23 protein-coding genes are annotated in these 26,169 nt (G+C 59.2%); all 23 read right to left on the reverse strand.

Annotated elements, in window-relative coordinates; all coding sequences use genetic code 11:
* Window positions 1-136: 136 nt before the first annotated feature.
* Window positions 137-1,555, reverse strand: a complete 1,419-nt coding sequence (locus KGP24_RS13565) for a serine/threonine-protein kinase (protein ID WP_223560791.1) — start codon at window positions 1,553-1,555, stop codon at window positions 137-139.
* A 24-nt stretch (window positions 1,556-1,579) separates the two neighbouring features.
* On the reverse strand, window positions 1,580-4,195 hold the full coding sequence (gene tssH, locus KGP24_RS13570) for a type VI secretion system ATPase TssH (protein WP_223560792.1): 2,616 nt from the start codon (window positions 4,193-4,195) through the stop codon (window positions 1,580-1,582).
* A gap of 38 nt (window positions 4,196-4,233) precedes the next feature.
* Window positions 4,234-5,277, reverse strand: a complete 1,044-nt coding sequence (gene tssG, locus KGP24_RS13575; protein WP_223560793.1) for a type VI secretion system baseplate subunit TssG — start codon at window positions 5,275-5,277, stop codon at window positions 4,234-4,236.
* Complete coding sequence (tssF, locus tag KGP24_RS13580; RefSeq protein WP_223560794.1) at window positions 5,274-7,145, reverse strand: type VI secretion system baseplate subunit TssF; 1,872 nt, start codon at window positions 7,143-7,145, stop codon at window positions 5,274-5,276. The genes tssG and tssF overlap by 4 nt, the downstream gene beginning before the upstream one ends.
* Before the next feature lie 2 nt (window positions 7,146-7,147).
* A complete protein-coding gene (tssE, locus tag KGP24_RS13585; protein WP_023312148.1) occupies window positions 7,148-7,711 on the reverse strand; it encodes a type VI secretion system baseplate subunit TssE in 564 nt (187 codons plus the stop codon).
* Window positions 7,704-8,516, reverse strand: coding sequence for a type VI secretion system accessory protein TagJ (locus tag KGP24_RS13590; protein ID WP_223560795.1), 813 nt, complete (start codon window positions 8,514-8,516; stop codon window positions 7,704-7,706). Before KGP24_RS13590 ends, tssE begins: the two co-directional genes overlap by 8 nt.
* 9 nt (window positions 8,517-8,525) lie before the next feature.
* Entirely contained in the window at window positions 8,526-9,524 is a 999-nt protein-coding gene (locus KGP24_RS13595) for a hypothetical protein (RefSeq protein ID WP_223560796.1), read from the reverse strand.
* A 16-nt stretch (window positions 9,525-9,540) separates the two neighbouring features.
* A complete protein-coding gene (locus tag KGP24_RS13600; RefSeq protein WP_014884226.1) occupies window positions 9,541-10,338 on the reverse strand; it encodes a protein phosphatase 2C domain-containing protein in 798 nt (265 codons plus the stop codon).
* Window positions 10,335-12,098 (reverse strand): type VI secretion system-associated FHA domain protein TagH, encoded by a 1,764-nt coding sequence (tagH, locus tag KGP24_RS13605; RefSeq protein WP_223560797.1) that lies wholly within the window; start codon window positions 12,096-12,098, stop codon window positions 10,335-10,337. Before tagH ends, KGP24_RS13600 begins: the two co-directional genes overlap by 4 nt.
* Window positions 12,099-12,180: 82 nt before the next feature.
* Window positions 12,181-12,588 carry a putative T6SS immunity periplasmic lipoprotein gene (locus KGP24_RS13610; RefSeq protein ID WP_348984481.1) on the reverse strand — a complete coding sequence of 136 codons (408 nt, stop codon included), beginning with the start codon at window positions 12,586-12,588 and terminating at the stop codon, window positions 12,181-12,183.
* Entirely contained in the window at window positions 12,579-13,121 is a 543-nt protein-coding gene (locus KGP24_RS13615; RefSeq protein ID WP_021240381.1) for a hypothetical protein, read from the reverse strand. The genes KGP24_RS13610 and KGP24_RS13615 overlap by 10 nt, the downstream gene beginning before the upstream one ends.
* Before the next feature lie 57 nt (window positions 13,122-13,178).
* Window positions 13,179-13,661, reverse strand: coding sequence for a type VI secretion system tube protein Hcp (locus KGP24_RS13620; protein WP_075606776.1), 483 nt, complete (start codon window positions 13,659-13,661; stop codon window positions 13,179-13,181).
* Window positions 13,662-13,841: 180 nt separating this feature from the next.
* On the reverse strand, window positions 13,842-14,267 hold the full coding sequence (locus tag KGP24_RS13625; RefSeq protein ID WP_223560799.1) for a T6SS amidase immunity protein Tai4 family protein: 426 nt from the start codon (window positions 14,265-14,267) through the stop codon (window positions 13,842-13,844).
* On the reverse strand, window positions 14,264-14,770 hold the full coding sequence (locus KGP24_RS13630) for a type VI secretion system amidase effector protein Tae4 (RefSeq protein WP_223560800.1): 507 nt from the start codon (window positions 14,768-14,770) through the stop codon (window positions 14,264-14,266). The genes KGP24_RS13625 and KGP24_RS13630 overlap by 4 nt, the downstream gene beginning before the upstream one ends.
* A 65-nt stretch (window positions 14,771-14,835) precedes the next feature.
* A complete protein-coding gene (gene tssC / locus KGP24_RS13635; protein ID WP_014884232.1) occupies window positions 14,836-16,335 on the reverse strand; it encodes a type VI secretion system contractile sheath large subunit in 1,500 nt (499 codons plus the stop codon).
* A 3-nt stretch (window positions 16,336-16,338) separates the two neighbouring features.
* On the reverse strand, window positions 16,339-16,863 hold the full coding sequence (gene tssB, locus KGP24_RS13640; RefSeq protein ID WP_008502644.1) for a type VI secretion system contractile sheath small subunit: 525 nt from the start codon (window positions 16,861-16,863) through the stop codon (window positions 16,339-16,341).
* A gap of 75 nt (window positions 16,864-16,938) precedes the next feature.
* Complete coding sequence (gene tssA, locus KGP24_RS13645) at window positions 16,939-17,955, reverse strand: type VI secretion system protein TssA (protein WP_223560801.1); 1,017 nt, start codon at window positions 17,953-17,955, stop codon at window positions 16,939-16,941.
* 11 nt (window positions 17,956-17,966) lie between these two features.
* The gene (tagF, locus tag KGP24_RS13650; protein WP_223560802.1) at window positions 17,967-18,683 is read right to left on the reverse strand and encodes a type VI secretion system-associated protein TagF; all 717 of its coding nucleotides are present in this window, start codon (window positions 18,681-18,683) and stop codon (window positions 17,967-17,969) included.
* 16 nt (window positions 18,684-18,699) lie between these two features.
* On the reverse strand, window positions 18,700-22,320 hold the full coding sequence (gene tssM, locus KGP24_RS13655; protein ID WP_223560803.1) for a type VI secretion system membrane subunit TssM: 3,621 nt from the start codon (window positions 22,318-22,320) through the stop codon (window positions 18,700-18,702).
* 2 nt (window positions 22,321-22,322) lie between these two features.
* A complete protein-coding gene (locus KGP24_RS13660; protein WP_063440429.1) occupies window positions 22,323-23,561 on the reverse strand; it encodes a DotU family type VI secretion system protein in 1,239 nt (412 codons plus the stop codon).
* Window positions 23,562-23,578: 17 nt separating this feature from the next.
* Window positions 23,579-24,922: a type VI secretion system baseplate subunit TssK gene (gene tssK / locus KGP24_RS13665; RefSeq protein WP_223560804.1), complete on the reverse strand. Its 1,344-nt coding sequence runs from the start codon at window positions 24,920-24,922 to the stop codon at window positions 23,579-23,581.
* 28 nt (window positions 24,923-24,950) lie between these two features.
* Entirely contained in the window at window positions 24,951-25,454 is a 504-nt protein-coding gene (tssJ, locus tag KGP24_RS13670; RefSeq protein WP_047652274.1) for a type VI secretion system lipoprotein TssJ, read from the reverse strand.
* Window positions 25,455-25,477: 23 nt separating this feature from the next.
* Entirely contained in the window at window positions 25,478-25,972 is a 495-nt protein-coding gene (locus KGP24_RS13675) for an SH3 domain-containing protein (RefSeq protein ID WP_223560805.1), read from the reverse strand.
* Window positions 25,973-26,169 lie beyond the last annotated feature (197 nt).

Below are 26,169 nucleotides of genomic sequence, written 5' to 3' on the forward strand. Positions count from 1 at the left end.
TCTGAGGGTGGTCGATTAAGACCACCGCTCCTGAGCCTATTGAGCATTTAATTCAAATGAGATTTTGTACGCAAAGAGGAGAAACAATCATCGAACACCTTTGGAATAAGTCCCTGGCCTCGAAGATCGTACGTTCCTACGGATTCACCAGCCAGGTGCCCGGCTTGGTGATATCCAGCGTCTGGCCACGCGTTCTTCCGTTGCCCTGCAGTTCAATCTTCGCCTCACCGGCCGGCAGCTTGAGCGATGCATAGCCGTTGGTTCCCGGGCGCAGCGCTTTTGGCTCGCCGTTCACTTTCAGCGTTTCGCCGTCGAGGATCCGGATATAGACCAACGCAACAGGGCTCTCGACAGGCGGTGGCGTCTGCTGTGCCGTCGCCTGCTCGCTCACCTTCGCCGTTTCTGGCTTCACGTCCGGCGCGTTCGCGGCGGTTTCAGTCGGACGCGTCTCTGCCGGTGCTTGTGCAGCCTGCTCGGGAGCATCATTACCGCTGCTGAACAGCATCGCGCCAGCGACAACGCCGACCAGCACGCCTGCGGCAACCATGCCCGGGATCTTGTAGCGACGCCAGTCGAGGAGCGACGCCGGTTTTTCGTCTTCAACCGGAACCAGCATCGTGCCGGGCTTTTTCGCCGTCAGCACGTCGTTGATACCCGCGACCGGCATCTCAATCAGCGCGGCAAACTCGTCGATTGACTGCGGACGGTCCTCCATGTGCAGCGCCAGCGCGCGGTCGATGGCCTGCAGCAGCGGAATGGAATAGCCTTGCGGCATGATTTCCACCAGCGGTTTGCAGGTATCCTGAATCGAGCGCACCACGCTGACCGGCGGCGGAGAACCCACAATCAGGGTACGCAGCACGGCGCCGAGGGCGTATATGTCCGTCCAAGGGCCCTGCTCGCTTTCGTTGTCGTCGGTGTACTGCTCGATCGGCGCAAAGCCCGGGCGCAGCATGGTTTCCGTTTCGTCGGAAAGGTTACCGATGGTGCGGCGCGCGGAGCCGAAATCGAGCAGCACCGGCAGGCCGTTATCCTGGATCTGGATGTTATCCAGAGAGATGTCGCGGTGCAGGTAGCCTTCGTCGTGGATGGTCTTGATTGCGCCAAACAGCATCGGCAGCGTGCGGCGGATCCAGGCTTCGTTGATCAGCTCCGGCTTTTCTTCGCGCAGGCGAGAAAGCGTGGTTCCGCTGTAGAACAGCGTCCCCATGTAGGCCGTGTCGTTTTGCACCCAGAAACGCAGAACGTGCAGCAGGTTCGGGTGGTTAAAGCGCGCCAGCAGACGGGCTTCCTGAATGAAGCTGTTCAGGCCAGCGGAAAACGCTTTGCCAAAGCGCTCGCTGCGCAGCACCAGGGTCATGTCGTCGCCGCGCACGGCGAGCGAGGAAGGCATAAATTCTTTGATAGCGATAGTGCGTTCGAGCTGGTGATCCCACGCGCGATAGACGATGCCAAAACCGCCGCCGCCGATCACCTCTTTGATTTCAAACTCGTTGAAGCGGTACCCGACCGGGAGCGCGTTTGGGACAGTCCGATTGTTATCATTATCCGTCATCTTTTACAGTTCTCTTGATGATTATTACGCGGCAAACTGACAGTGAAACTCGCCCTGCTCGCAGGTGACGTGCAGACGTCGGTACTGCTCATCGCTGCGGCTGGCGGTAAGTAAGATCTGGCTCATCTGAGGCAGCAAGGTGTTGGTCAGAATAGCGTCCACCATGCGGCCCCCGGACTCCACCTCGGTACAGCGCTGAACAATCTGTTCCACCACGCTGTCGTCAAATTCAGAAATAATGCTGTGATTCTCTTCCAGACGACGCTGAATGCGCTTGAGCTGCAGGCGAACAATCTGCCCCAGCATCTCGTCGCTGAGTGGGTAGTACGGCACCACCAGCAGGCGGCCCAGCAGCGCCGGCGGGAAGACCTCCAGCAGCGGCTGGCGCAGGGCGCCGCTTAACGCGTCAGGCTCCGGCATCAGCTCCGGATCGGCGCACATGGCGCTAATCAGGTCGGTGCCGACGTTGGAGGTCAGAATAATGATGGTGTTACGGAAATCGATGTGGCGCCCCTCGCCGTCTTCCATCCAGCCCTTATCAAAGACCTGGAAGAAGATTTCGTGGACGTCCGGGTGCGCTTTTTCAATTTCATCCAGCAGCACCACGCTGTACGGGCGGCGGCGCACGGCCTCGGTTAACACGCCGCCTTCACCATACCCTACGTACCCTGGAGGCGCACCTTTTAGGGTGGAAACGGTGTGCGCTTCCTGAAACTCGCTCATGTTGATGGTGATAACGTTCTGCTCGCCGCCGTAGAGGGATTCCGCGAGCGCCAGCGCGGTTTCGGTTTTACCGACCCCGGACGGGCCGCACAGCATAAAGACGCCCACCGGTTTGTTGGGATCGTCGAGCTTCGCCCGCGAGGTTTTCACGCGCCGGGCAATGAGGTCCAGACCGTGACGCTGGCCGATAACGCGCTGGTTGAGCGTGTCGGCGAGGTTCAGCACCGCGTCGATCTCGTTTTTCACCATTCGGCCCAGCGGGATCCCGGTCCAGTCAGAGACCACCGCGGCGACCACGTTTTCATCCACCGCCGCAAACAGCAGCGGTTCATCGCCCTGCAGGGCGTTCAGCGCATGCTGCTGTTCCGCCAGCTGGCCGCGCAGCTCGGCGCTATCTTCCTCGCCTGCCGCGAACAGCGCGGCGCGCAGGCGGATAATCTCCTGCACCAGGCTGCGCTCTTCTTCCCAGCGCCGGGACAGGGCTTGGCGTTTTATTTCATACGCGTCGCGTTCGGCGAGTAAAACGGTCACGCGATCGGCGTCACCGGCTCCCACGCGCGCTTCGCGTTCAGCAATCTCAATTTCCACGTCCAGCGCGGCAAGGTGGCGCAGGCAGTCTTCCAGCTGCGCAGGAGGCGCGCTCTGGCTCACCGCGACGCGGGCGCAGGCGGTGTCGAGCAGCGCAACGGCTTTATCCGGCAGCTGACGCGCCGGTATGTAGCGATGCGACAGCTTCACCGCCGCGCTGACCGCTTCGTCGAGCAGCAGGACCTGGTGGTGCGTCTCCAGCGGCGACACGGTGCTGCGCAGCATCAGAATGGCCTTCGCTTCGTCCGGCTCGTGCACCTGCACCGTCTGGAAACGACGGGTCAGCGCCGGGTCTTTCTCGATGTACTTTTTGTATTCCGCCCAGGTAGTGGCGCCGATGGTGCGCAGCTGTCCGCGCGCCAGCGCGGGCTTCAGCAGGTTCGCCGCATCGCCGGTCCCCTGCTGGCCGCCTGCGCCAATCAGGGTGTGGATCTCATCGATAAACAGAATAATCGGCGTGGCGCTGGACTGGACTTCATTAATGAGCGCCTGCAGACGGGCCTCGAACTCGCCTTTCATGCCTGCGCCTGCCTGCAGCATGCCGATATCCAGCAGCCACAGCTGAATATTTTGCAGCGGCTCCGGCACGTCGCCGTCGGCGATACGCAGCGCCAGCCCTTCCACCACCGCCGTTTTCCCGACCCCGGCTTCCCCGGTCAACAGGGGGTTGTTCTGGCGGCGACGCATCAGGATATCCACCATCTGGCGGATCTCCTCGTCGCGCCCGACGACCGGGTCAATTTTCCCTTCGCGGGCGCGGGCGGTCAGGTCCTGGCCGTACTGGGCCAGCGTTCCCTGCGCCGCCGGTACCGTACCTGCCGGTGCGTCTGCGGCGGCAGCGGCCTGCTGCGTCTCTTTGCTGTTGGCGCAGATGGTATCGAACTGCTCAATCAGCACCTCGACGTTAAGGCGGGTGAACTGCGCCGAGATGCTTTTCAGCACGTTGGCCAGATTCCAGGTTTTTAGCATGCCGATTAGCAGGTGGCCGCCGCGAATGCGGCTGACGCCAAACTTCAGCGAGCCGAAGACCCAGGCGCGCTCCACTGCGCTGTCGATATGCTCGGAGAGATCGGAAACTGAACTGGCGCCACGCGGAAGGACATCCAGCGCCGCAACGATATCGCGCGTCAGCTGCTGTTCATCGAGTGCAAAGTGGCGGATGACCTGCTGCAGATCGCCATCCTGCTGCTGCATCAGCTGATGCAGCCAGTGCACCAGCTCAACATACGGGTTGCCGCGCAGCTTGCAGAACGCAGTCGCGCTTTCCAGAGAGGTAAATAACAGCGTATCCAGTTTGCCGAAAAGCACGGCACGGCTAATTTCTGACATGTTAGTTTCCATTAACAATGATTCGGTATACGGAAGGATTACCGCTCTGCGCGATACATCAGATCGCCACGCGGGACGGGCTGCGGCTGAAGGCCCAGCCAGGTGTTGTAGCCTAATCGCCCATTACTGCCGAGCGTGGTGCCCTGCACCGCGTCTGCACGCAGGATCACCCGCGTTTCCCATTCAAACTCCACCCCGACGTACTGGCGCACCCAGTCGCGCAGCTCGGTGACCCACGCCTCCCCCGGCAGAAAACGGTTGTACTCCTCCGCGCTCAGCGGGCCAATTTCGATGCGAAACTTATGCTGCACGTCGCGCACCGCAACGCCGAGAAAGGCGGATTCCCCCATGCGCGGCATGCGGCGTCCTGCGCCAAGCTGCGCCTGCTCGCGCGTGGAGAGCGGCATCCACTGCGGCACGTTGCTGACCAGCTTGACCGGCGCCTTAAAATAGCTGCGCAGGATCTTCTCCAGCCCCTCCGGATCCCGCCCGTGACGGGTCAGGTGACCGGCGTGGGTAAAGCGGGCATGCGGGCTCAGGCTGCCTTTGTTCATCTGACCCGGCTGGCCCATGCCAATCAGCGAGGCCAGGTAGCCCTCAAAGCGCCTGTTATCGGCGCGGTCCAGCGAGACGGTCGGCTGCGCATCCGCCCAGGCGCGGTAAAACAGCAGCGCCAGGCGATGATGAAACAGGTCGGCAAACGCGCTGAGGCTGGTGTCCTGATGATGATAAATACGCTCGCGGACGTATTCGGTCATGTGGACCGGCAGCGGGCCGTTCGGGCCAAACAGGCCGAAGCTGAGGATTGACACCTCATGCAGCCCGCTCTCTTCCCGTTGGCGAACCTGGGCCAGCGTCGACGGAGCAAAACTCATCGACGGCTGCTGGCCGATGCGCAGCGGTTCAAATTTCGGCAGCGGCGCGCGGCCCAGCGGGTAGCGCTCGCCGCCCAGGGCATCAATGCGCCTTAACAGCTGAAACAGATCGTAGCGCCAGGGCGTCTCACGAACCCCCTGCCAGAACGCGTCCGGCAGCTTCGTCAGGCGATGCACGCGCAGCGGTGCAGTGGCGGCGTCACTCATATCAGCGCCCTTTTACCCATGCGCGGCGCCCAGTAGCCAATTTCGCCGCGCTGCTGACTTTTCAGGGTGAACTCCGTAAAGCTGTTGATGGAGACCAGTCGGGCAAAGAGACGTTCCATCACGCTGCCAAAGAGCCACGGACTGGCGCCGGAAAAGGCGCGCTCATCCACCGTCAGGGTAATGCCGATCCCGCGGGCGAAAACGACCGGACCGGGTTCAGGCACGCGGCGGTGAACCGGCTCCAGCACGCAGTGACGAACGCCTTCCACCTGACGCGCAACGGGCGTTTCTGCCAGGTTGGCGTACAGCCCTAACAGCTGGCGCAGCGCGGCCGCGCCGTCTTCGTTTTCGCTGTCCATCAGGCTGAGGTAGTTCATCTGCAGCTGGCTGATGAGCCGCCAGGTGCTGAACCCTTCCGCCAGCGCGGGACGCGGCGGCGTCGGGCCTTTGCGCAGGGTGAGAGATTTCACCGGCATGGAATCGGCCATAATGAACTGCCCGAGCTCCTGCTGCAGCATCAGCGGCAGATCGCGGCTGGTGCAGAGCACCTCGGCAGAGATATAGCGCAGGTTTTCCTGCCAGGGGGCATGCTGTTCATCCACCAGCGAAACAAACACCTCCGAGCCAATATAGCCGGTGCGGGTGCCGTAGCGCAGGGCGTGCTCGGACAGCACGCGCTGTTCGCGGCGCAGGGAAAAATAGGCCCCGTAGTTGCCCGCATCGCCGCTCCAGGTGCTCCAGAATGGACGAAACGTCTGGTCATCGCGCTGACCGTCGGCGCTGCCGTAGATTTTTTTGACCGCGTAAATTTCATAATCCAGCGGACGAATGTTATCGACCACCAGATGGTATTCATGCTGGCCTTCATTCAGCTTCTGACGCGCCGCGACCTTTGGAAACAGGTTGATGACCGGCGTACAGTGCAGCGCCAGATGGCTGGCATCGACCACGCGCTCCAGCTGTTCATCCGACTTATCCAGCAGAATGAAGATGTCGAAGGCTTTTTCGCCTTCACAGCGCTGGATGAGCGTGCTCAGACCGCTCAGGCTAATGAAGCGGAAGCGGGCCGGAAACGCGAAATACTCCTGCAGCAGACGGTAGCCGTCAAAGTTGCGCAGATCGTCCGGAAGCAGCGCCTGGTCAGGCTCAAAGCCCTCCTGGCGCAGCGCGTCCGACGCCAGCAGCTGTCGCTGCGGCTGCGGGCTGACCGTCTGACAGACGATCCCGGCGTGGTGCTCCATCACCAGCTCCAGCAGCTTCAGCGCTTCAATATCCGGACCGGCGAGGAAAAATTCGAGTCGGTCAAAATCCAGGTGCCCGAGGTTTTGCGGGCCGTCGCAGGCGATGCGGATCCGCAGGGCGCTGCCGATCCCCCGCTGGCTCAGACCCAGCTGCGCCAGCGGCAGATCGGCGGGCACGCCGCCCAGCTCAACCTTATCGATTTTCAGCGGCAGCAGGTTGACCTCGTGCGCCGTGGTATAGCTGCAGGTCACGCCGTTTTTTTTCAGCGCCAGGCTGTCCATCATGGTACCGCGCGGCACAATGAATCCCTTGCTCAGGTCGCCCCGGCTGCTGTCGGGCGCAATCTCCGCAATCGCCATCGACGGCGTGGGCGCAAGATAGTTCGGCGCAATCATCTCCAGCAGACGCTGGGAGAAGCGCGGAAACTCCGCGTCCATTTTCATCTGCACGCGGGAGGTCAGGAAGGCGAACCCTTCCATCAGGCGTTCGGTATACGGGTCCGCCACGTCGATGCCGCGCATGCCCAGCCGTCCGGCGACCTTAGGGTAGCGCTCGGCAAACTCGGCCCCCATTTCGCGCAGGTAGGCCAGCTCACGGTTGTAGTATTCGAGCAGTTTACTTTCCATGATTACCCCGCATCTTTCAGTTCAAAATGGCCGTTTTCCAGATCGACATCGGTACGAAACAGAAACTCCAGCGGGTACGGCACACACCACAGACGCCCTTTGATCTCGATGGAGAGCACGTTGTGCAGATCCAGCGAGGAGGTATCCGACACGCAGCGGACCTGCAGCCCCTGCGGCAAAATGCGCGGTTCAAAATTGATGATGGCCTCGGTGAGCTTGCGCTGAATGTCATGCCATTCGATGTCCGACATTCTTTTTCCGGCCAGCGGCGCGACGCCGAAGTTAACCACCGAGCGCTTCACGTGCGGCAAGGCGCTCAAATCGCCGGAGGCATCGTGGTTGATGGTGTTAAACAGCCACTGCAGATCCCGCAGGACATTGCGGCGCAGGGCGGCGTGGGTGATCAGATTGCTGTTGGCCGACTCGCGTTTTTTTTCCGGGTCGTTATCGGTGAGGCGATCCAGCAGCGAGGGCTGCATTTTGTCGCGCGCCCCCACCTTCTCCTGCCTGCTGCGGGCTTGCCAGCCGCTGCGCAGCAGATCGCCTTCGCCAGCGGGATTACTCATCGGCTCCGTCCGTCGCAAACGTCACGAGGCTTAAGGACAGCAGCGGGCTTTCGCTTTGCTCGCTCAGCCAGGCCTTCTGGCCCCTGCCTTCGTAAAGGGTGCCGTCTTCGTCGAGCGGCAGCCACTCGGTGGTGCGGCCCAGCCTGAGCGCATCAGTGGCATCGGCAGCAAACGGATAACGCGCCGGGATCTGACACACCTGCTCCGTACCGTCGGTCAGGCGCACCAGCGCGTGGCGCCAGACCAGATCGGTCACGCTGGCAGGCGCCTGGAAACGGATCTCCGCGATAGCGCTAAACGGCAGCCAGAAATAGCGGCCGTTAACAATGGTTTCGCAGACCGGGCCGAGACGGGCATCGCCGTCCATCAGCCACTCAAAAGCCTGCGTCTCCTCGTTTTCGAGGGCGATGCGGCCTGGGTTGGCCTGAGCCTGTTCAAGGGCTTCAAGACGCAGCGCCCGGGCGCGCTCGCCCTCCTCGCTTAGCGCCGCGGCCAGGGTCGTCAGCCACGGCCACTGGGATTCAGGCATGGTCGGACGCGCCTGTCCCGCCATCACCTGCGCGCGCTGCAGCTCGCCCTGAATGGATTGCTCCAGCAGCGTGACGGTGGGCTTCGCCTGGGGCTTGAGCGCCAGCCAGCTTTTCAGCTGGGTCAGCGCGCGCGTCCAGTTGCCGCTGAGGGTTAAAAACTGCACGAACGCGGCGCGGAGGTCGGCATCCGCCGGACGGGCTTTGATTTCTGCTTCCAGACGCGCGAGCGCATCGTTGAGCGACTCGCCGGCCAGGCGTTGATAGAGCGTATTCATAGCCATTCCTTAATTCGCCGCGCGCCATGCGCCGACGGCCGGATCGCGCAGCTGAGGACGCAGGGTGTCAATCAGAACGATATTCAGCGGCGTGCCGGGTGCGACCCAGGCGCCCCACGTTTTTTTCACCGCCGCGATACGCGCCTGCAGTTTTACGTCATCGCTGGCGATTTCACGGGAAATCTCCACCGCGACGGTGCCGTTGCTTTTCCAGCTGTTCAGGGCGCTATCGTAAGGCAGGATCATCCAGCTCTGGTCGCTGTTTGGGGTGCTGAAAACCATGCGCTCTTTGTTGACGGAGGTGATCAGCGCGTTTTCAGGATCGGCGCTTTGATTCAGACCCGTCACCGGGAAGCCATGGATGTACGTCACCGCCATCTCTTTCTGCCCGCCGTTGCGGGACTGCGACACAACGGTGTGTCCGCTCAGCCAGCTGCCGTTACCGCAGCGGGTGGTGTCAGAATCGGGAATAAAGAGCGCCGGTGCAGAAGCGCCCCCTTCCCAGAAGGTGCGCAGGTGGCAGCCGTCCTGCAGGGTAAACTCCTGCCACGGCGTGCGGTCGGCGGCAACGGTGCGGGAAGCCACGTCCTGGTCCGGCGGCAGCAACGCGCCGCTGGATGGGGTTGCGGTGACGGTCGCAGCAGGCGCGGCCTGCTCCTGTTTCACCACCAGCGCCCAGTCCTGCGCTTTGCCTGCCGTGCCCTGGGCCAGCGTGGTACCCGCCGGATCGTTGAGCGTCCAGCTGAGCTTATTCACTTTGCTGCACTGGTGTTCCAGCAGGGAGCCAAGACGCGGCACAAAGTTCTCCAGCACGGAGACGTCTTTCTTGCCGTTCGCCACAATACGCAGCGCCACCTCAGGCTTACACCAGCTCTGCGGCGTGTTGTCTTTAATGTTGTCGATCCAGATATCCAGCTTCTGCGCAGGAGACTGCACGATGCGGAAATTCTCAGCCTGCGCGGTGGAGGTGACCGCCAGAAGTGCCAAACCCGATAGCCAAAGTTTCATATCGTTCCTTGTGTGTCTAATCAGTTCCGCAGGGAAGAAATTGTGCTGCGTCAGAGAGGGTGTGCAGCAAAGTGGTGTCCTGAGGGTTGCCCATCCATACCGCCAGGGCAGTATAGTTATCCTGAGCATTCCCTTCCTGTTCGCCATTCTTTTGAATGATTTGGTTCATTAAGGTCAGCCACTCCTGCGGCGTATTGACCATATGCAGCGACTGCTTCATTTGCTCTTCGCTGACGCCGTGCCAGAACCCGTCGGTGCAGAGTAAGAATGCATCGCCGTCTTCCACCTGCACCACGTCGCTGTAGCTCGCTTCCGGCCCGCCGTTTTCAATCCCCAGCGCCAGATAGAGCAAATTGCTGTTCAGGTTGTCGGTCTGGTGCCCGGCGTCTTTCATCTGCTGCACCAGGCTGTGGTCGGTGGTCACATGCCACAGCCATCCCCGACGAAACAGGTACAGGCGGCTGTCTCCGGCGTGCGCCCAGTAGGCCAGCCCGTAATCACGGTCAATGAACAGGCTGACCAGCGTCGTGCCCATCCGGCGGTAGTCCTGAACGGCCTGCTGTTCGCTGAGAATGGTGCGGTTCGCCGTCTGCACGTAGTCGCGGATGTGCTGCGCGTTAAGATGTTTGTCGCCATCGAAGCGGGAGATAATGCTGTTGCGGGCCAGCTCTGCAGCCACCTCACCGCCCGGCAGGCCCGCGATGCCGTCGCAGACGACAAAGCAGGCCGAACGTTCCCCTATGGTTTCTCCCGTCTGATCCTGGTTGCTGGCGCGCGTCCCCTGGCGGGAGAGAGAAGCCGTTGCGATATTCATTTGTCTTCCGATCCGCTCTGTGAGTCTTTGTACTGATTCACCTCCATGTCGTACGCATGAAGGAAGGCTTCGCCGAAGAGGGTGTGGAAGTCATCCTCAATCTCGCCCGCCGTCTCGCCGTAGCTGCGAACAAAATAGTCCCACAGGGCGGCTTTCCGGCTGCCCGGCAGCGCCAGACGAGAGGTCATTCCGTTCTGCTTCGCCTGCTCTTCCAGCTGTTCCGGGTTAAAGGACTGCAGCATCGCGGCAATAATGGCGCGGATACCGGAGATCATGCCCAGCTGGTGCGCCTGCAGATCGATCAGCGCGTCGCGCACGGATTTGGTTGGCGGCATAAAGCCCGGCATCGGGGTGCCGAACATCTGGATCAGCACGGTTTTGCCGGTCGGCAACAGCTTGAACGGGTTGTTGGCATCGTCCAGCACCATGGTCATATCGGCCTTCACGCCACGCTTGAGGATAGAGCGCGAGGAGAGCAGCGCCACGGTCCCCTGAGAGAACATGCCGAGGATCTGCCCCAGCTGACGCATATTTTCCCGGTCAAACTGCGGGACGGGCTGCATTTCGCTCAGCCCCATGCCTTCCAGCAGCGCCTCCAGCAGCTCGCCCTGCAGCACTTCGCCCTTCTCACCGCTGTTTACTGTGGCAGCTGGGGAGGCGGCGTTATTGACCGGGTCGATGCGCAGGCGGCCCTTCGGGGCCTGAGCGCTGCTGCGCGCAACGGCCTGTGGCGTAGGCATAGTGAAGCCTGCGTAATCCGGTCGCGCGGGCTCTTCTTCAGCACGCGGTTCTTCCTGCGGCTCGGGGGCGAACAGCGGAGAATCGGCCAGCACGTCCTCTTCCTGCTCAGGCTCCGGCACTGGTGCAGGCTTTTCGGCAAGTATGTCATCCGGATGGGTTAATGGCGCCCCGCCCATCAGCCCGAGCGGGTCGTCATTTCGCGCGGCCGGTGCGCTGGCCTTACCGCCAAACAGGGCCAGCGGATCGAGCTCGTCCGTCGCCTCGCCTTCTGGCTTAGCGGGGGTATTCTCGCCCGGCGCCACCAGCGTTGACGGGGTGACGTCGTCAAAAATACTCTCTTTTTTGAACAACGCTTCGTCGCTGAACAGCGTGTCCGGGTCAACATGCTTACGCTCAAGCTTTGGATCGCTGTCGTTGAACATCGCCAGCGGATCTTCGGCATTACGCTCCGGGGCCGCAGGCTGGGAGAACGGATCGTGCGATGCAGCAGGCTGCGGTTTTGCACGGTTGCTGGAGATGCTGTCGGAGATGGAGAACTCCTGCATCAGGCTATCCCAGATCTCCGTTGGCACGGCGGTCGGCTCGGCTTTGCCGCGCGGTGCGGCACTCGCCGGTTTCTGTTGCGGAGCGGGCGCGGAAGCGGCTGCCGGACGCGCCTGCTGATGCATGCTGGCCGCCATACGGCTCACGGGCTGCGTGTCGTGGATCAGTTCGGTCACTTCGATACGGTAGTCATCAATACCGAGAATGTCGCCATCCTGCAGCTCGACCTGACGCCCTCGCTCCAGCGGAATGTCATTTAATACCACGCGGGTGACGCTGCCACGGTTGGTCACGCGGCATTCGCCCTGGGCGTCAACGTGAACAATGGCCTGCAGACGAGAGATGGTGCGGTCATTATCCGGCAACACCAGATTGTTATCCGTACCGCGCCCAATGGTGCCGCCCGGGGCGTAAAAATCACAGCTGCTTTGCGGCGGCTGATGACCGGGTTTCGTAGAAATAATCGTGAATCGCATGGCGTATTCCTGCTGGTATGATTAGCGCTCAAACGCTGCCGCTCTCGGGGCGAGAACGGCGGCGTTTGGGGGTTAACACATTCTATTCAGTCTGCGTAAGCTTAAACTGGCCTGAAGGACCTTCTTGTAAGGTGAAACGGGCAGCATAGCGAATAGAATCGTTTTTCCCTGACACCTTCAGGGCAACATCATATTCTCCGGCTTGCCACGTAATCCCCTTCCACTGGTGACACTGTTGGGTCGTTAACGTCACCTCAGGGCTAAACGTTGACGGCGGCGATATCGCTTTCCATTCATTTCCCGCGCGTTTCATTATGGTGGGCGAATGGCTGGTAACAGGCGCGTCTAATCCTGAGTTAGCGGGAATAGCAAAGCAGGGTTCGTTGTTCTTTAGCGTAACCGTAAGCGACTGATATTGTGCAGGATGAGAGACACAGGCACTCACCGTTAATGCGATTGCTACAACACTGAGTAACTGTTTCATAACCATACCCGCCGGTCTTTAGGATTTTGAATAAACAACGATAATACCTGCAGATATTTATCCTTCAGGTCGGGTCCAATAATTCCCTCAAAACCTGCTATGTTTCGGAAATCACCCAGACCGTAATTTATCAGATAATAAAAATCTGAAATGATAGAAGCCTGCTGCTCCATACCAAAGTCCGATAGTTTTTTATCGGGGGGCAGAGAATAATTATAACTTGCTGCCCAGCTGAATGCGCCTCGGGTTCGAACATTCATTCCAATCTGATGCTGCAATACATGCACCATTTCGTGAATAAACCAGTGTTTATATCGCGGAACCTCTATTGAGAAGTCATCCCGATAATGCGGCTCGCGAAAATAGAGCTCACCGTTGGGGGTCATCGCGACATCTGTCGACTGCATATTAAACGGCAAATAGCTTTTATTATGGACTTTCACTTCTGAGTACTTTATTGCGTCACCAAAAACCGAGCGCGCCAGTGCTATTTCGCCAATGGTGAGAGGACGGGCGCCTCCTTCCTGCAAACTTGCCATGCTATCTTCCTTCCCGGTTGATAATGACCGGGGAAAACTCCCCGGCCACATACGCAATTACGCTTCTTTATTCTCTTTGATGTTCCAGCCAGCGCTGCTTTCAGCACCTTTACCACCAGACGTGGTCTGCTCCCAGTACTGCTGTTTCACTTTCGCAGCCTGGAATGCATAGGTCACACCAACGGTATCGCCGTTGTCAGCACCGGTGTACTGAACAGAGGTCACCAGCACATCTTCCAGCGTGATGCGGGTATATTCCACCTGCTGGCCGCCGGCTTTACAGACGGACAGCTCAACTTTGGTCAGGTGTTTACCGCTGGCGCAGTGTTTCAGGATAGCTGTGGTGGATTTGTCGATCAGGGCGTTAACGTGCAGGTCGTTAAAGTTAACTTTACCGGCACCGCCGCCACCGCCAACGCTCATATTACCCGGCTGGGAAGCGCCCCAGGAGAAGGAGGTAATATCAGTCCAGCCGGTGTGGTTAGAATCTTTAGATTCGCCCGTAACACCCTCGACCTTCAGAAACATATCAATAGCCATAATATCTACTCTTCGTGGATGAACAATATTGCTTTCGAAAAAGCCCTTATATGGCAAACAGGAAAGCATGGGGCTGAATAAAACCGTCCATATTTTACCTCTGCCTCACATCAAATGACCCGTGTCATTTGACAGTCTTACATTCTCCCGGAATAAATGGAAAGAATGTGAAGTCTTTTACTATTGTGGATTATCCTGAATCCATGTGCGGTCAGGATTTCCGATGATTAATTGAGGAACAAGTTTATTAAGCTCTTCACTATGATAAAGACGTAAACAGTTTAAGGTTACGCCTTTTATATCGGGCTTTATCTCAGAATGAAAAGCATTGGTTGCGCCTTTATATTTATTAATAAGGGCATTAATTTTGTCATTGCCATTTTCAATATCGAAAGGCACCCATTCCAGTAATGCACTACTGCTACGCGCTGCATCCAGAGAAAACTGGCTTTTATCATCTGAAACTTGTGCCAGGCAGCGAGAAAAAACAACGTCTTTAACAACTTGCTTATACGGCATTTTTTTGACAAACAACACCGGGTCGTCAGTTGCATATACAGAAACGGAACTGGTGAGCAACAGTAGACTAACAATCATTTTTTTCATGGCAACTCCCAAAAATTAGCTTTGGTCGTCGTGTAATTCGTCTCCGGCGCATTGAAATAACAGTGATCCGAACAGGTTAAACCATTCCAGAATGTTGCATGACCTGCGGCGTCACTCCAGCCCTGTACCTCAAACAGAATTACGCCCTTTTTGTTGGCTAATTGATGAACGGGTAAGGAAGGATAACTCACGATCATGTCAGGTTTACCCCACTGACGCGTCAGCCAGGCAATGACATCCTTTACGCGGTAGAAGTACCATTTATTATCAGCGCCGGATACCGTGAGATTTGCAATACGCGGAACGGGATGCCCGGTATAGTTAAGAACATAACTCATGCGTACGGCACAACTATTTGACCACCCACCCTGATCTTGCGGTATTTCGAAGTTGTGCTTAACCTTGCCGCCGATAACTTGCTTAACTTTGCCGATAGAATCATTTGCATCGTAAATACGTGTTGCTGCCGCCCAGGCAGCAACAAACGAAGGTCTCGCGGTCATATTTCCTCTCAAATTTCCATACTACACAGCCAACGCCGGGCATGGCCTCCCGGCGGCAATTATCATCACGCGTCTTTCGTTTTGAGCGACGGCAGTTTAGATACCAGACGCAGGGAAACGGTCAGACCTTCCAGCTGGTAGTGTGGACGCAGGAAGAACTTCGCGGCGTAGTAGCCCGGGTTGTCTTCGATCTCCTGCACCTGCACTTCCGCAGCCGCGAGCGGTTTACGGGACTTGGTCTCCTGAGAGGAGTTCGCCGGGTCACCGTCGACGTAGTTCATCACCCAGTCGTTCAGCCAGCGCTCCATCTCTTCGCGTTCGCGGAAGGAGCCGATTTTGTCGCGCACGATGCACTTCAGGTAGTGGGCAAAGCGGCAGCAGGCGAACAGGTACGGCAGGCGAGAGGCCAGACGCGCGTTGGCGGTGGCATCCGGATCGTGGTACTCGGCCGGTTTCTGCAGCGACTGCGCGCCGATGAAGGCGGCAAAGTCGGAGTTTTTGCGGTGTACCAGCGGCATAAAGCCGTTTTTCGCCAGCTCGGCTTCACGACGATCGCTGATGGCGATCTCGGTCGGGCACTTCATGTCCACGCCGCCGTCGTCGCTCGGGAAGGTGTGGCACGGCAGGTTTTCCACCGCCCCGCCGGACTCCACGCCGCGAATCGAGGTGCACCAGCCGTACTCTTTGAAGGAGCGGTTGATGTTGGCGGCCATCGCGTACGCGGCGTTCGCCCAGGAGTAGCTGTTGTGGTTCGCGCCGTCGGTCTGCTCTTCAAAGTCGAAGCTGTCGACCGGGTTAGTGCGAATGCCGTACGGCAGGCGCGACAGGAAGCGCGGCATCACCAGACCCAGATAGCGGGCATCTTCTGATTCACGCAGTGAACGCCAGGCGGCGTATTCGGTGTTCTGGAAGATCTTGGTCAGGTCGCGCGGGTTAGCCAGCTCCTGCCAGGACTCCATCTGCATCACGCCCGGTGCGGTACCGGTGATAAACGGACAGTGCGCCGCAGAGCCGATGCGCGCCATTTCGCCCAGCAGCTCAACGTCCTGCGGGCTGTGGTCGAAGTAGTAGTCGCCCACGATGCAGCCAAACGGCTCGCCGCCGAACTGACCGTACTCCTGCTCGTAGATTTTCTTGAAGATCGGGCTCTGGTCCCAGCCCACGCCCTTGAAGCGCTTCAGGGTGCGGCCCAGCTCCTGCTTGGAGATGCTCATAAAGCGGATCTTCAGCATCTCGTCAGTTTCAGTGTTGTTCACCAGGTAGCTCAGACCGCGCCAGGCGCTCTCCAGCTTCTGAAACTCTTCGTGGTGAATGATCTGGTTTACCTGCTGCGACAGCTGCTCGTCGATACCGGCGATCAGGTTCTGAATGGTGCGGTAGGTATCGTTGGAGAAGGTGACGGTATTTTCCAGCGCCTGCTGCGCCAGGGTTTTAACCGCGCTTTCTACGGCGGAGCGGGCCTGGTCGGTTTTCGGGCGGAACTCTTTGTTCAGCAGCGCGCTGAATTCATCCTGGCTGAACGCCTGGCCCGCCTGCTGCTCATGTTGTTGAGTCTGGTTGCTCATCGATTATTCCTCGCTACCTTTCGCGCTTTCGTCATTTTTCGGCAACTGGCTCAGGGATTTGAGCAGCGTCGGATCCTGCAGAATTTTAGCGATCAGCTCTTCCGCACCGTTTTTGCCGTCCATATAGGTCAGCAGGTTGGAGAGCTGGGTACGCGCTTCCAGCAGCTTGTTCAGCGGCTCGACCTTGCGTGCTACCGCATCCGGCAGGAAGTCGTCCATGCTGTCGAAGGTCAGATCCACGTTGAGTTTACCTTCGCCGGTCAGGGTGTTATCCACCTGGAACGCCACGCGCGGCTTCAGCGCCTTCATGCGTTCGTCAAAGTTGTCGATGTCGATTTCGAGGAATTTACGCTCGTCGACGGCCGGCAGGTTTTCCACCGGTTTGCCGACCAGATCGGCCATGACGCCCATCACAAACGGCAGCTGAATTTTACGTTCTGCACCGTAGATCTCTACGTCGTACTCGATCTGCACGCGGGGAGCACGGTTACGTGCGATGAATTTCTGTCCACTGTTACTCATTGCCATGATGTTCTCCATCAAAGATGCGCGGTGAAGGTGAAACGGCAGGCTCCATGCCTGTCGTCATAATGCCTGGACGCGTTATTCGCGGCGCCCAAAGATGTTTTCAAGTTGGTTAACGCCGTCTGGCGCCAGGTCGCGAATAATATCCATAAAGTTAAGTTCTGACAGCCGCTGCACCCGTTCAATCATCAGCGGTGCGGGGTGGCTCGGTTCGTACTGCGCAAAATACTGCTTCGCTTTTTCCAGCATCAGCTGCGCGTCGGCGCGGCTGGTGACCTGCACGCTGCGCCAGTCGGTGACCGGCTGAACGGGCTGCGCTGCCGCCGACTGCTGCTCGGCCTGGGGTTCTGCCTGCGCCTCACGGTTCGGCAGCAGCTTGCTGATGTCGGTTACCTGACACGCGCTGGCCACCAGCCCGACGGTTTTCAGCAGCTGCTCCATCTCGGGCACGCCGCTTTCACCGAGATGCCCGGAGAGCAGCTCGCGAATCGCCAGCAGACGTTCGTTAATGACGATAACCGCTGCGGTTCCCGGCTGGTCGCCGCGGGCCAGCTCGTCAATCAGCCGTGGACGGCCGCCGGGATAGTCCGGGCATTCCGTTTTGCTGCCGTCCAGCAGGGCCTGGGCATCCCGGAGCGAAATTTCATCGCCGTTTGAACGCAGCAGCGAGGCGTTACGAACGGCGACGGTGAGGTCGGATTTATCGCTCAGCCCTGCCAGGGCGTTAATGCGGTAGAACGGATCGGTTTCGCCATACTCTTCCAGCAGCGGATAGAGCGGCTCCCAGTAACGGGCGATCGCCTCCTGTACCAGCAGTAATCCGTCCGCGTAGCCCGCAAGCCCGCGGCGGCGCGTCCAGGCATGGGTTAACGCCAGCAGGACGCGAAGATCTTTGGTGCGGGTCAGCAGGCTGGTGGCGTATTTTTCCACCGTGTTCCAGTCAGCTGGCTCTGCCGGGATAATGGTGTCGCCAAACTGCTGTTCCGCTTTCCCAAGGCTTGCCTGATTCATAATCTGGAAGTCGGCGTCGTACTCCAGGTTTTCGCCGCAGGGTTTTTCGGGGCTTATTGGCGCGAGAAATTCTTCGATATTCATGAGATCCCTGCTTATTCAAACATGGGCGGATAGAGACCGTGACGCCCCGGACGGGCGCCCCCTGCCGGGTCGAACAGCAGGGTGAAAAGCTGCCCGGTAAAGTTACCGCTGTGCACGTGGGTGTAGAGCGGGTAACCGTCGCAGCGGTTGGTCCACCAGTAGCTGGTCTGACGCAGCGGATCAAAACACTCGGCCGCCTGAGGCCAGCCCAGCGTGCTCTGGCCGTCCTCGTCATAGCCAATCACATCCAGGATGTCGGAGCGCTTTTGCGGCTCGACGGGCTGCGGTGCCGGAATGGTCATCAGCATCTCATCGAGCTGCGAGGCGGAAAAACTGTTGCGCACCGCGTGCAGCCCCAGGCGCCCAATCTGCTGGTACCAGCTTTCGGCCTGGCTGAGCAGGCTGGTCGACCACTCTGACGGGGTGAAGCTCAGCTGAAGGCAGACCGGATACTGTCGTCCAACGCTGTCGCGGCCGGGCAGCAGGCAGCCCATCTGGATCATCTGGCTGCCCAGCATGGGCGGTACAACAAAATTCCAGACTGGCGCTTTGTGAAACTGGCGCTCGCCGCTGCGCTGCTCTTCCTGCTGCCAGGCCAGCAGACCGACCTGGAACCAGTGTGACCACTGGCGCTGTAAAGTGTCAGGAAAGCGACGCTGCAAAAAATCTCCGGCGCTGGGTAACTTGCCATACCAGCTGTAGCGGTTCATCGCAGGGGTATTCGTCATACGGCTGTCCTTGCGGTTATGGGCATGAGAAACGGGGAAGCTGGAACGGGTTACGAATGCTGTTTGGCGCAAACTCCAGCGTGACCTGATGTCCGTCGACGCTGAATGTGGCCTGACGGCTCAGGCTACCCGCGCCCGGGCTGGTGCTCGCTTTATCGAAGAAGCGGTTGAGCGCCCAGGCGCCGTTGGTGACCAGCGTCGCGGTGCTGCCGTTCGCCAGCCCCAGCTGCATGCGTACCTGGTTGGTACCGCCCGGCCCCGGCCAGTTCATGATCTGCACGGCCTGCGGACCGTGGCTGTAGCGCAGCAGCTGGCCGTCAACGTCCAGCGTCAGGTTCAGAATGGTGTTATCCATTCGCACGGTGCGAACCGTCACCTTGAAGGACGGCGTGGTTGCGCCATTAGCAAAGAAGGCGTCGCGAATCGACTGAGCCTGCTGGAACGGTCTCAGCAGCCCTTCGCTGCCCGGCAGCGTTTTACCGTCGATGCCCGGCATAAAGCGCCAGTTTGCCTGCGTGGTATCCACTTTATTGGTCAGATTGTCGCGGAAGAAGGCGTCCATTAGCCCGGTTCCAGGCGCAAACATGCGCGCGAGATCGTCAGGGGTGACCTCGGTGCTGGCGCTGCGCACCAGCGGGTAGCGACCGGCAATCGCCTGACGGCAGAAACCGCCCACCTCAACGTTAATCCGCTTCCGCACGTTTTCCAGGTCACGGCGCTGAGTATCGCTGCTGGCACCCACCGCCATATTGCTGAACATAGTTTGCAGACCGCCCGGCAGGCGTCCGGCGCTGGCCTGCAGACGGCTGATCGCCTCGCCGCCCGGTGCCGGCATGCCGCTGTTGGCCGCATCCTGGACCGCGGTCAGGTAGCGATAGAGCTCATCCACCTGCTTGAGAAAATCATCAAACACGATGGTCTTCCCGCCCTTCTCCAGCGGCTGCGCCAGCTCAATCATCGGCGCGTAGTGGTCGGTGACCAGCTGCTCCGGCGCCTGGGTGACCACGGCGGCCTGGGTCGGCGCAGCGTCATTGTTGCTGAACAGCGCTTCCAGCGTGCGGGTGGCGCGGTTGCTCTGCGCCTGCGCTTTATCCGCATCTTCCGGCGCTGGCGCATTGCGTGACAGCGTCAGGACCTGGCTCAGGTTCTGCACCAGACGGCGCAGCGGCGAGTTTGCGCCGGAGAGTAGGCGCGCGGTGTTGATGCTCTGGGAAAGATCGGCGCTGTTATTGAGCTGGATGTCGGCGAGGAAGCGATCCCAGTTAGCGATAAAGTCGCGCATGTAGAGCTGGCGCACGGCGTTATCGATCTGCTGTTTATCCTCCTGCGCCGTGGCGGCCCCCAGCACCCAGGCGTCGTCCTCGTGCAGGGCGGTGGTTACGCTGTCAATCTGGCCGTTAAAGCTTTTCCAGTAGCCGTCCGGCGTATAGAGGCCCGGGACGCCTTCGCTCACCGGCTTGCCGCTTTTGCGTGAAAACACCAGCTCGCTCTGCGGTCCGCCCAGGTCGGAAAGGGAGACCGGCTTGAGGTTGTCATCATGCTCCAGCAGACGTTTGAGACGACCGTATACGCGCGTGGAGAGCGGCTGCTGGCCGATCATCGCTCTTTCGCGCGCAACCAGGGATTCATCCTGTGCGTACGGCGAGGCCTGAATTTTCGGTTCCAGCAGCTGCGTCAGGTGCCATTCAAGCTGCTGCAGCTGCGCCTTCGTGACGTTCTGCGGCAGATTTCGCTGCAGGTTGAGCATCACCCACGAATGCAGGAATTTGCCGTCATAGTGCTTCGGCTGATACAGCATCTGATAGGCTTTCAGCGCTTCATAGCTGTATTCCACGTCGCTGCCGTTGTCGTTGCGAAGCCAGGTGGTAATGTGCATGGCGACGGCAGGTAACAGCATCTGATCCAGCGCTTTCTGGTACAAAGACTGCGCGGCATCGCTGACGTCATCCCCGCGATAGAGACCCATACGGCGGGATACGGGCGGATCGTTCACATCAAACGCGTCGCTTTTCGGCAGGTCAACCAGACCGTTCAGCAGCGGCAGCAGATCGAACAGGTCACGCTGCGGCTGGTTCTGTAACGCCTTGCTCTGCTGATCCAGCTGGGGCACCTTCGCATCCACCTCTGCCAGATAGGTTTTGTTTTTGGCATAGCTGGTCAGCCACAGCCCGCCGAGGATCGCCAGCAGGGCCAGCAGCGCCGCGTAGCCGGACCAGATCGCCGCCCGGTTGCGCAGCTCCCACCAGCGGTTTTCGCCCGCGATCCCGGCTTCCTGGAATATGACGTTTTGCAGCAAGTTCTTAATGAAGAAACTCTGGCCTTTTGCCCCCGGGATAGGCGCTTCTTTGCTGACCGAATCCCAGTTATCCGCCTCCGCCCCTTCCGGCAGCGACAGCGCGCGGTTCAGTTCGCCCATCACGCGGTCGAACGGCATGCCTTCCTGAGTTCCGCTGGCGAAGTAGATCCCGCGCGGAGAGAACTCGGTTTCGAAGTTGGAGCGGGCGAAGACCGTGCTCAGATAGTCCGCCAGCAGCGGACGCAGCGCGGCGAACTCCTGCGGGAAGAGATACGCTTCTGCGCGGGTTTTTGCGTCATGCTCTTTCAGCATGGTTTCCGGCAGCCCGGCATCGAGGCGCTGCTGCAGCAGGGAAAACTCCTGCTGGAAGTTGCCCATCAGGTCGTAATCGGCGTGTTTGGTTTGCTCCCACGGCAGCGTGAAGCCCCAGATCTGGTCGCGCTGCGCTTTGTCGTAGTCGGCAAACCAGGCGCGGAAGCCTTTAAGCAGGTCGGCCTTGGTCACCATCACGTACACCGGGAAGCGGATACCCAGCTGTTCATGCAGCTCGGACAGACGCTGGCGCAGGTTCACCGCCTGCTGGCGGGACGCCTCGGCGGACTGGGTGAGCAGGTCAGAAATGCTAATAGTAATGATGACGCCGTTGATCGGCTGGCGGCGGCGATACTTGCGCAGCAGGTTGATAAACTCCAGCCATTCGCCGGCGTCCTGCACCTGCTCGCTCTCCTGGGTGGTATAGCGGCCCGCCGTGTCCAGCAGCACGGCCTCATTGGTGAACCACCAGTCGCAGTTGCGCGTGCCGCCAATGCCCCGCAGCGCGGTCTTACCAAAGCGATCGGCCAGCGGGAACTGCAGCCCGGAGTTAACCAGCGCCGTGGTTTTACCGGAGCCCGGCGCGCCGATAATGACGTACCACGGCAGCTGATAGAGATATTGCGTGCTGAAGCGCTGCGTCCACTGGGCGCCCTGGCCCGCTTTGCTGAAGTGCGCTTTTTTCAGCATCTGCGCGGCTTCATCAAAACGGCTGGCGAGGATCTGCTCCTCGCTGTTCAGCCGCTTCTGCGGATCCGCCGCTTCCTGGCTGGCGGTGTTCTCTTTGAGCTTGTCCATCAGCTTGCGGTTCAGCCAGGCATTGTACAGGCGCGGCAGAATGTGGCCCTGCGCCCAGAGCAGATAGACCACGGCAATGCTGATGATACGATTCTGTTCAGACTCAAGCGGTCGGGTGTCCACGATGGACAACAGGGGACCAATCATCCAGATCACCGCCGCAAGCGCCGTTACGCCGAGGAAGCTCCACAGAATGCGGTTGGTCAAAATGGAAAGAAGTGTAGTCAGCATCCTTAGTTTCCTTGCGGCAATCCGTTCAGCTCGGCCTGAGTGTTTTCAGGCGACACCAGCAGAGTAATCTCCACACGGCGGTTACGGGCGCGGTTTTCCGGCGTCGTGTTCGGCGCCACCGGGTTAATCTCGCCCCGCCCTTCCGCCTTTACGCGGCCAGGCTGAGAGAGGCTTCCCTGCAGCATTTTCTGTACCGAGCGGGCGCGTTCCAGAGAGAGTTCATAGTTCGAGGCAAAGCGCGCGCTGCGGATCGGCACGTTGTCGCTGTAGCCCACCACCAGAATTTTGCCGCTGACGTTATTCATCGCCTGCGCAATGCGGTTGATGACCGGTTCATAGCGGTCACGCACGACGGTAGAGGCAGAGGCAAACAGCCCGTCGCCCTTCAGGATAACGACGCTGCGATCCGCTTCGTCCTTCACCGCGACCAGGCCAGCCTCGATTTCAGGCTTCAGGAAGCCGCGCAGGTTCAGCACCGCCGGTAGCTGACGGGCCGGCTGCTGAATTGTGGTTTCCGGCAGCTGGGACTGGTAAATCTTCGCCAGTACCGGGCTGGTGTTATCGCCAAGACGCCAGTTAAGCACGATATAAAACAGGCAGGCGATAAACCCGGCCAGCGCCACGCAGGCCCACAGGGGAACCATCGGCCGCCAGAGCTTGCGCAGCACCGGACGATCTTCCGGATGCGGAGAAAGCGGTGGGGGATAGCTGCCGCGCACGCCGCGGATCATCTGCCACAGCCGCTGCTTGATGGTTTCAAGCTGGGTGCGGCCATTGTCCAGCACCCGATAGCGTCCTTCGAAGCCCAGCAGCAGGCAGTAGTTGATCATCTCCAGCAGCAGGATATGCTCGCGAGGGTTCTGCGACAGGCGCGCCAGCAGCTGGAAAAACTTCTCGCCGCCCCAGGTTTCGTTATGGAACGTCACCAGCAGGCCGTTGCTTGACCAGACGCCGCTGCTGCCCCAGGGGGTAAGCGCGGCAGCCTCATCGAGCGCCGTACACAGGCAGTAGCGCGCCCCGACGATCACTTCGTAGGGCAGCCCCGCCTGCTGGCAGCGGACTTCGAAACGGCGAATCTCATCGATCAGGCGCTGGCGTAACGCCACCTGATCGTCATGGGAGACCGAGTGACGGATCTGCGGAATCGCATTGAGCAGCGGATTGGCGGCCGCCACCAGCTGGTTGTTGCTACTGGCTCCGGTAAACGCGGCATCACTGCCGGTGTCCTGTCGTTCCTGCATATTAAGCGCTCGCTTTATTATTCTGTCGGGCTACGGATGGCCCAAAACTCCATATCCAGCCCCGGGAACTCCCCTGCAAGGTGCAGGGCGAATGCGCCGGACTTATCCATCTCGTGCCACAGCTCGCTGCCCTTCTCCAGTTCAAAGTAGCTGTAGCCGGCATGCCACGGGATCTGCGGCGGCGCGACCGGCATGGCGCGCAGCATAATGCCCGGCAGCTGAAGCTGAACCAGATCGCGGATTTTCGAGACCGGCGCGACCTTCATCTGCGCCGGGAAGTGGGTTTGCAGGTGTTCGCCTGGCACGTTGGCTTTTACCGCCAGCACGAAGCCGAACTCACGCACCATGCTGGTTTCAGGCACCGTGGCGATGTTCAGGCCGTGAGAGCGTTCGTTAAGCGGCAGCTGAATGGCATGGTCTTCCATCACCAGCGACAGACCCTGGCGCAGCATCAGCATCAGCTTGCTGAAGCAGTTTGCCAGATCGTCATGATCGTAAATCGGCAGCACGCTTTCGGCGGTACGCTGCGACGTCCAGGTGGCGAGCTCGGTGGCAAACGGCAGCCAGCTGCGCCAGAGCGTTTCCGGATGCAGCAGCGGGAGGGTTTTTAAATGAGACACCTCGCCCAGATGACGGTTAACCAGCGACAGCAGCGTAAACTCAATCATTTCAGAGGTGTTAAAGCGGCCGGGCTGGCGCAGTCGGCCGCCAATCTGCTGGCTGCGCTGCACCAGCAAGCCGTGCAGATCGTTGATCATGCTGTAGATCTGCGGGCTGTTATTGGCGTTCAGCATCGGCGGAATGTAGCTGTTATCAAGGCGCACGTGGTTGTCGTTGCGTTTCTCGGCCACAAACGCCACGCCGATGGCGGTCCATTCCGCCGTGAGATCTTTTTCAAGCATCAGGGTCAGACGCAGACGGCCAAACTGAACGGTGGCGTCCCCCACCGACATGGCGTTATCGTCTTCCACCTCTTGCTCGAACGCGATAAAGCGCGCCAGCGAGGCCGGCTCTTCGCTAAAAATCACCTCTTCTCTCTCGCCACGACGGACCGGCAGTGCGAGCACTACCTTTTCGTTGGTGAGATTGTCAGGAATTTTCAGCGGTGCAGGACCGTTGCGCCCGTTACGCACCTGGAAAAAGGTACCGTCCGGCAGCAAGCCGCTGCAGTAGCTCAGGGCAATGCAGCCCTGACGAAGCATCGCTTCATCCAGCTCAACGTCAAGAAAGCCCCAGAGATATGACCGCTGTAGCGCACCCCATTCACGAACATGGTTGAGCAGATAGCTTTCAGTCCGCTGAAAATGGTGTGGACGCAGGAACATGCCTTCGGTCCAGACGACCTTTTCTGCTTTCGTCATGATGATGTGTTTCCTGTTTTGAAGCGCGTTACTGGCTGATGACCCGAATGCCGTTTACGTCGAGAAAAACGTTGGCCTGAAGTTCATCCGCGGACCATTTCCAGAACTGGTAGATATGATTTTCGCCTGGCACAGGCAGAGGGAGTGAAACGCGCCATTTTTTGCCATCCAGCACCTGATACTCCGCCATCACGCCGATATAGCGGGCCTCCGGAGAACTTTGCCCGCTGAGGGTTTTGGACAGCTGTCCCGGCATCAGGAAGAACACGTCGCTGTTCAGCAGATTCGCGCCAAGCGTGGCTGACGCGTTGTTCTGCAGGGAGTAGAAGTCGCTGGACATGAAATCCGCATCGGATTTCAGCAACAATACCCGGACCTTAAGCGGCGCAGATTCATTGATCTGTGGATGAGCCTGAAACTGCAGATTGTAGCGGGAGGGGTCGCTGTGTGAAGACGACGTACAACCACTGACCAGGGCGAAAATCACCGCGTAAAAGAATAACCACAGCTTATGAAAATTTTTATTATTCATAAAAATGCGCTCATGAAAGCCGTTTAGTTCAGGATCCAGGTACCGTTAGCGCTGTCTTTGCAGGCTTTGCTATTGCCATCGACATCAACACAGGTCGCTTTTTTACGCGCCTTAGGACGAATGGCCTGTTTACGCACCGCGGCGTCGTACTGGTCGGCCTTAATAACGGCGCGCATCGGGACGTAACCAATCAGCTGCTCGTTACCTTCATCGGCTAGCGCCATCCAGTAGTGTTCAACCTGCCCCAGCACCACATACGTTTTTCCGGTCTCGAGGTTACGGATAACCTTGCCGCCGAAGTCAGGACGGCTCATCAGAGAGGCCGGATACATGGCGCGATAAGGAGCGTTAACTGGGGTGAACTCCGTCGGCGGCGTAACGGCGTGACGGTGGGTTAAGGTGACGCCGTTGACCTGGCTGGTCTCGATCGTATCGTCGTTGATCACAGGTTTCTGCGGCGCTTTACAGCCCGCCACCGCCATTACAAACAGAAGTGAAAACAGTACGCGCATTTTCATATGCTTTTCCGTAGCGATATTTCGATGATGAAGATAAGGGAGTGAAGTTTGACTTAAGTGCTATTGTTAAAATAGCCAGGATATTTTCAGGGCGTTACTATTTTAAGGGCATAGCTACCGCACGAGCCCTTCAGAATAAGGCCCAGCGTCTTCCTGACATATTTTGACAAACGGTAAGCAAGTTTACATGAGCTTCG

It is taken from the genome of Enterobacter sp. JBIWA008 (assembly GCF_019968765.1).
Classification (GTDB): domain Bacteria; phylum Pseudomonadota; class Gammaproteobacteria; order Enterobacterales; family Enterobacteriaceae; genus Enterobacter.